Source organism: Nostoc sp., assembly GCF_054880495.1.
In genome coordinates, this window is sequence record NZ_JBTYKD010000115.1 from 1 (window position 1) to 6,238 (window position 6,238).

General features: G+C 38.7%; 5 protein-coding genes. 2 read left to right on the top strand and 3 right to left on the bottom strand.

The window, feature by feature from the left end:
* Positions 1-575: 575 nt before the first annotated feature.
* On the top strand, positions 576-2,084 hold the full coding sequence (locus ACYTXL_RS12835; protein WP_461925091.1) for a UbiD family decarboxylase: 1,509 nt from the start codon (positions 576-578) through the stop codon (positions 2,082-2,084).
* 185 nt (positions 2,085-2,269) lie between these two features.
* Here the strand turns inward: ACYTXL_RS12835 and ACYTXL_RS12840 are convergent, their stop codons facing one another.
* Both ACYTXL_RS12840 and ACYTXL_RS12845 read right to left on the bottom strand, forming a co-directional pair.
* Positions 2,270-3,151, bottom strand: coding sequence for a TauD/TfdA family dioxygenase (locus ACYTXL_RS12840; RefSeq protein WP_461925092.1), 882 nt, complete (start codon positions 3,149-3,151; stop codon positions 2,270-2,272).
* Positions 3,152-3,580: 429 nt separating this feature from the next.
* Positions 3,581-4,039, bottom strand: coding sequence for an endonuclease domain-containing protein (locus ACYTXL_RS12845; RefSeq protein WP_461925093.1), 459 nt, complete (start codon positions 4,037-4,039; stop codon positions 3,581-3,583).
* A gap of 148 nt (positions 4,040-4,187) precedes the next feature.
* On the opposite strand from ACYTXL_RS12845, the gene ACYTXL_RS12850 reads away from it, so the two are divergent.
* On the top strand, positions 4,188-5,807 hold the full coding sequence (locus tag ACYTXL_RS12850; protein WP_461925094.1) for a tetratricopeptide repeat protein: 1,620 nt from the start codon (positions 4,188-4,190) through the stop codon (positions 5,805-5,807).
* A gap of 119 nt (positions 5,808-5,926) precedes the next feature.
* Here the strand turns inward: ACYTXL_RS12850 and ACYTXL_RS12855 are convergent.
* A partial coding sequence (locus ACYTXL_RS12855; RefSeq protein ID WP_461925095.1) for a CAP domain-containing protein occupies positions 5,927-6,238 on the bottom strand: 312 nt, incomplete at its 5' end.

Below are 6,238 nucleotides of genomic sequence, written 5' to 3' on the forward strand. Positions count from 1 at the left end.
CTATAGATACATTGCTAATAGCGTACAGATGTATGCCCCTACAGCCGATGCATTTGTTGCAAAGATTTTTCAAAATGGTATTGGCGATCGCCTGGGTTGAGCTACGCCTACGCAAACTCACAAAAATTCAGAAAAACCTCAAAGCAATGCACAGTCAAAGTTTGTAACAAATAAACCCAGCAGGGGCCATATAACAAAGCCGCCTGCCAGGAAGGTATAGTATATTCTGGCCATGTTTGTTTGATTAGGTTAGCGCTTATTTGTAATAAATAATTGCGTATCCCTAGATACAATAACTAAATCCTTTGGAAAACACAGTTAAGAAAAGTTACTAAATAGGTTAATTTACAATTAAATCTAATAGTTTCCCGAATTGGGAGATGAAGACACGGGGACACGCAAAAATATTTACCAATGCCCAATACTTCTCTTCTTAGGCTGCGCTAACGACAACGCTACTTCTCTTCTTAGGCTGCGCCAACGAGGTCGCTCAGTACAAGTCAGTACAAGTGCCCCATGCCCCATAATATAAGAAAGCGCTTCACACTTCTTAAATAATCAGCTTTATTAGAACAATGGCGAGAGACTTGCGGGGATTCATTAAAATTTTAGAAGATAAGGGGCAATTACGGCGAATTTCAGCTTTAGTTGACCCAGATTTAGAAATTGCTGAGATTTCCAACCGAATGCTGCAAAAAGGTGGGCCAGGGTTGTTGTTTGAAAACGTCAAAGGCGCTTCCTTCCCGGTGGCGGTGAATTTGATGGGAACTGTGGAAAGGATTTGCTGGGCGATGAATATGCAGCATCCAGAGGAGTTGGAAACTCTGGGGAAAAAATTGAGTATGCTGCAACAGCCAAAACCGCCGAAGAAGATTTCTCAAGCGATAGATTTTGGTAAGGTACTGTTTGACGTGCTGAAAGCGAAACCAGGGTGGGACTTTTTCCCTGCTTGTCAGCAAGTTGTGCTTCAAGGTGATGATTTAGATTTACATAAGTTGCCCTTGATACGTCCTTATATTGGTGATGCTGGTAAGATTATCACGCTGGGACTGGTAATTACCAAAGATTGTGAGACGGGAACTCCAAATGTAGGTGTGTATCGTTTGCAACTACAATCTCAGAATACAATGACGGTTCACTGGTTATCAGTGCGGGGTGGGGCGAGGCATTTGCGAAAAGCAGCCGAACGTGGGAAGAAATTAGAAGTTGCGATTGCACTTGGCGTAGATCCTCTAATTATCATGGCAGCTGCCACACCCATACCTGTAGATTTATCAGAATGGCTATTTGCTGGACTTTACGGTGGTTCTGGTGTGCAGTTGGCCAAGTGTAAAACTGTAGATTTGGAAGTTCCCGCAGATTCGGAATTTGTCTTGGAAGGGACGATTACACCAGGAGAAGTTTTGTCAGATGGGCCTTTTGGCGACCACATGGGTTATTACGGTGGTGTAGAGGATTCGCCGTTGATCCGCTTTCAGTGTATGACGCACCGGAAAAATCCGATTTATTTAACAACATTTAGCGGTCGTCCACCTAAAGAAGAAGCGATGATGGCGATCGCACTCAATCGCATTTATACGCCCATACTGCGGCAACAAGTATCAGAAATTGTCGATTTCTTCCTACCAATGGAAGCTTTGAGTTACAAAGCGGCGATTATTTCCATTGATAAAGCATATCCAGGACAAGCGCGACGGGCGGCTTTAGCGTTTTGGAGTGCTTTGCCGCAATTTACATACACCAAATTTGTCATTGTTGTGGATAAAGACATAAATATTCGTGATCCGCGTCAAGTGGTATGGGCGATTAGTTCCAAAGTTGACCCAGTACGGGATGTCTTTATTCTGCCGAATACACCTTTTGATACCTTGGATTTTGCCAGTGAAAAGATTGGCTTAGGTGGACGTATGGGAATTGATGCGACTACAAAGATTCCGCCGGAAACAGAGCATGAATGGGGTTTGCCCTTGGAATCTGACCCAGATGTGGCGGCGATGGTAGAGAGGCGATGGGCGGAGTATGGTTTAGCAGAGTTGCAGTTAGGAGAAGTTGACCCGAATTTGTTTGGCTATGATATGAGGTAACGTGTTAGATATATATAAACTGGTAAAAATCTCTGCTAGCTATCAGCTTAACTGATTTTTATCAGTCAAAGTTACCCCAAATTACAGCTATTTTCAGGTAAATAAATCACGCAGTCAGGACATAGTATTGCTGTGTCTTTACGACAAATGTGGTTCAAATAAATGAAAACTGCTCTAATAAAATATCAGAATGAAAAATCTGGAGAACATAGCCTGATATAAATATCTCTTTGATCATCAGTAAAAGACCTTCTACCATGAAGTATTCTGGTATTATCAATCATTAAAATATCGCTTTTTTGCCACGAAATTTCCGTGGTTATTTTTTCAGCAATTTCATTAAGTTCAGAGACAACCTCATCAGAAATCTCTGAATCATCCTCAAAATTAAGAATCTTGGGGCTTAACTGTTTTGTGGGCAATAGGCTATTAATAAATACCCGATATTTTCCACATCTGCTGGAGATAATAGCTGGAGAAATGTATTCAAGCAAAATCGATTGATCATCATTTACTGTCAGATGTGTATTGTTCTGCTGAAATATTTCTTCTAGCGTATTCAAATCATCTGTTTGGTATTTTTTCTGCCAGTCCTGTTGAGATATCTGAACAGTAAATTTTAACTTCTTTTTGCTGAATAACTCTTTGGTTGAACTACTAATTTCCTTAAAAAATTGTCTGCCATCACATACCGTAGTTTCACCATCTTCTAATGGGGGATTAGCACAGAAAAACCACAGCATAAGTGGGATATTCTGCTGATAATACATTTCTCCGTGCAACTTAATCTCAGACTTAAAATCATTTACGCTTAAAAGAGTCTGATCTCCATTAATTACCCTTCTACTGAATGCACCACCAGCATAATTTCTAAAATCGATACTCAAGAGATTGGTAAATTCTTTAAAAAGGTTAGTATCAACATCAAATCCTCTAAAAAGTAAGACTCCATGAGATTTAAAAAAGCTAATAATTTCTTTTTTGTCTAATTCTAAAATACTTATATTATCGAGATTAATAATCTCTTTAACTATGCTATCTGATATGGTCTGTGTCTTGGTATTCATATAACTTAATAAATCTTTGTCTAAATTTGAACTCACTGTTGGCGTTAACTACACCATATATTGACATTTTAATACTCAATCATGTCGTTGTGTAATCGGTGGTATATTTTATCATTGATTTACTATTTCACTGTAAATCATTTTTATTCAAAAAATCTTTTAATAAATTCTGGCTTATTTCTAAGGCTTTTCTCAGATATTTAACGACTTGTTGTAAATTACTTATTTGCTCTTGATTATTATCTCTCGCCATTTGCAAGCGATTAACATAACAGCCAAAATTCCCAAGCTAACTCCGTCACTTGTCCCATCCGCTCAAAATCGCTATCCTGTGATCGTCAAATGATGACGCAAAGCGATCGCACACACCATCAAAAACCCTATAAGTAGCCCCCTCCTCGCTTGCTCTTAGGGGGTTGGGGGTGGGGTTCATCTCTGCAACCAAGCAGCAATATGCTGTAACACCCCCTCCATCATCTCCAAAACATCCTCATTTCTAAATCGCCCAACCTGCAACCCCAAACTCTCCAAAAATTCTTGACGTATCGCATCTTCCTCTTGGGTGTAGTCGTGAATTTCGCCATCCACTTCCACCACTAACCGCGCTTCATTACAGTAAAAATCGACAATAAAACGGTCAATTGTTTGCTGACGCCGGAACTTGAAACCCAAAAGTTGCTTGTCTCTTAACTTCTGCCAAAGTAACTTTTCTGCTGGAGTTGCTTCACACCGCATTTGTCGCGCTAATGGCTTAAGTTTTTTCCAAAGTTCGTGTGGGGTTTGCCAAGGGTATCCCGGAACCCCACCCCCTAACCCCCTCCCCGCAAGCGAGGAGGGGGAACTTGAGTTGGTGAGAGGCTTTGGTTTGGGCTTGTGATTTTGGGTCATTCTACAAATTGGAATGTATTAATTTAAATTAAGAATTATTACAAATTAGTAACCAATTTTTGGGAATATCACCCAAGCTAATTGAAAGGTTTACGCCGAATGGATATTTTAATAGAATAATCTCATCAAAAGATTCGCAGAAATATAAATGGACTGGATTACACTACTGCGATCGCTACAGTCTGATTTTCTTAAAAGGTTAACATCTGGTTGTCTGCTTCATTGTGAAACAGAAGGTCAATATAGTGAATTAACTATAATCTCTGGAGAGAGATTAAAAGCACTACGGGAATTTTGCTGGCTGATGGCTGAGAAATATAAGCGTGTTTCGCCAGTGCGTGACGTTTTTATCAGTTATCTCAAAGGGAAGTTGGGTGAGGAAGTTGTCAAAGAACGTTTAGCTGATTTTATTACTGAAGTCGATTATGAAAAGCGATTCGGCGGCGATGGTAATATAGATTTTACCTTGACTTCTGACCCATCTATTGGTATTGAGGTTAAATCTCGTCACGGTAGTATTGATAAAGTTAGATGGTCAATTAGTTCTGAAGAGGTTGAAAAAAATGCGGTTGTAGTTTGCATTTTGATTCAAGAAGATGTGAGTGAAGCACAATCTGAGTATCACCTTTTCTTGGCTGGCTTTTTGCCAACCCGGATGATTAAGTTGAAGACTGGGAAAATTTCATTTGGGATAGAACAATTACTCTATGGTGGTGGTTTATGGTGCTATCTAGAACAGTTAAAATCTTCTCTAAATAATTCTTCTAGGCAACAATCATCAATTTACAAATATCTCCCAAAGCAGGAAATTCCATCTAAGCCAACTAATAATCACTTGATAAAATCTTCTTTTAAACCTGAATATCGTGATGAAAATTTAAATCTAGTTTATGTAAAAATGGGTGATGAATGTTTTGAGAAAGGAGAATATACGAATGCAATTACCAATTACAATCAAGCTTTACAAGTTAATCATGGCGATGTTGATTTATATTATAAACGAGGTTTAGCTCACTATCAAATAGGAGATTATAAAGCTGCGATCGCAGATTATTCTCAGGCAATCCAGATAAATATTCATGATGCTAAATCTTACAATAAACGAGGTTTAGCTCTGTCTCAACTGGGGCGATTAGAAGAAGCAATTAATGATTATAGTCAGGCGATCAGAATTAATCCTCATGTTGCTGTAGCTTATAAAAATCGGGCTGAAGCCCGTTCTCATTTAGGAGATAATCAGGGTGCAATTGAAGATTATACCCAGGCTATTAAAATTAACCCCCATTATGCTGATGCTTATAAAAACCGTGGGATTGCTCATTATTTATTAGGCTCTCAATCTGGATTTCCTCAAGCAATTAAGATTAATCCTCAAGATGCCATAGCTTATAAAAAACGTGGTAATGCTCGTTCAGATTTAGGAGATTTTGAAGGAGCAATTGAAGATTATACTCAGGCAATACAGATTAATCCTAATTATGTCGATGTTTATTACAACCGTGGTAATGCTCGTTCTGACTTAGGAGATTTTGAAGGAGCAATTGAAGATTATACTCAAGCAATAAAGATTAATTCAAATTATGCAAATGCTTATTATAATCGTGGAAATATCCGTTTAGAAATAGCAGATAAACAGCGAGCAATTGAAGATTTTCAAAAAGCAGCAGACATCTATCGTCAAGAAGGCAAGCTAGAAGCACTCAAAGATACACGAGAAAGAATATTAGATTTAGAAATAGAAGAATCATTAGATATTTTAAACTTCTAGAAAGTCGATGAATTCCGATAAATAACAATTTTCCGCTACCCTAAACTCATAGTGTCATTAATTCGCCAACAGTATCTGAGAAATCCTTAGGTATATTCCTCCCTATTCGCAATCTAAAATTATTTTTCCCTATACCCTCCAGCGTAATCAATTACACAAATTGTTCTATATGATTTGTGAACTCCATAAGCAACACCAGACACTTTAAAAGCACTATTAAAAATGTTTTTTCTATGACCGCGATCGCGCACACCATCATCTATGATTAACTGCATGATGATATCTTGGGCAGTGTTTGGGCCATAACTGATATTTTCCCCTGCGGTTGTTTGCCACTTACCATAGCGGTTGATGCGAGTAAAGGGGTTGCTACCATCGCTACCATCATGACCTGTAGCACCTTTTGGTCCTTGGTCTTTAACGTGGTCTTT

Coding starts and splice junctions, on each gene's coding strand:
- ACYTXL_RS12835 (WP_461925091.1), top strand. CDS start 576: ATGGCGAGAGACTTGCGGGGATTCATTAAAATTTTAGAAGATAAGGGG.
- ACYTXL_RS12840 (WP_461925092.1), bottom strand. CDS start 3,151: ATGAATACCAAGACACAGACCATATCAGATAGCATAGTTAAAGAGATT.
- ACYTXL_RS12845 (WP_461925093.1), bottom strand. CDS start 4,039: ATGACCCAAAATCACAAGCCCAAACCAAAGCCTCTCACCAACTCAAGT.
- ACYTXL_RS12850 (WP_461925094.1), top strand. CDS start 4,188: ATGGACTGGATTACACTACTGCGATCGCTACAGTCTGATTTTCTTAAA.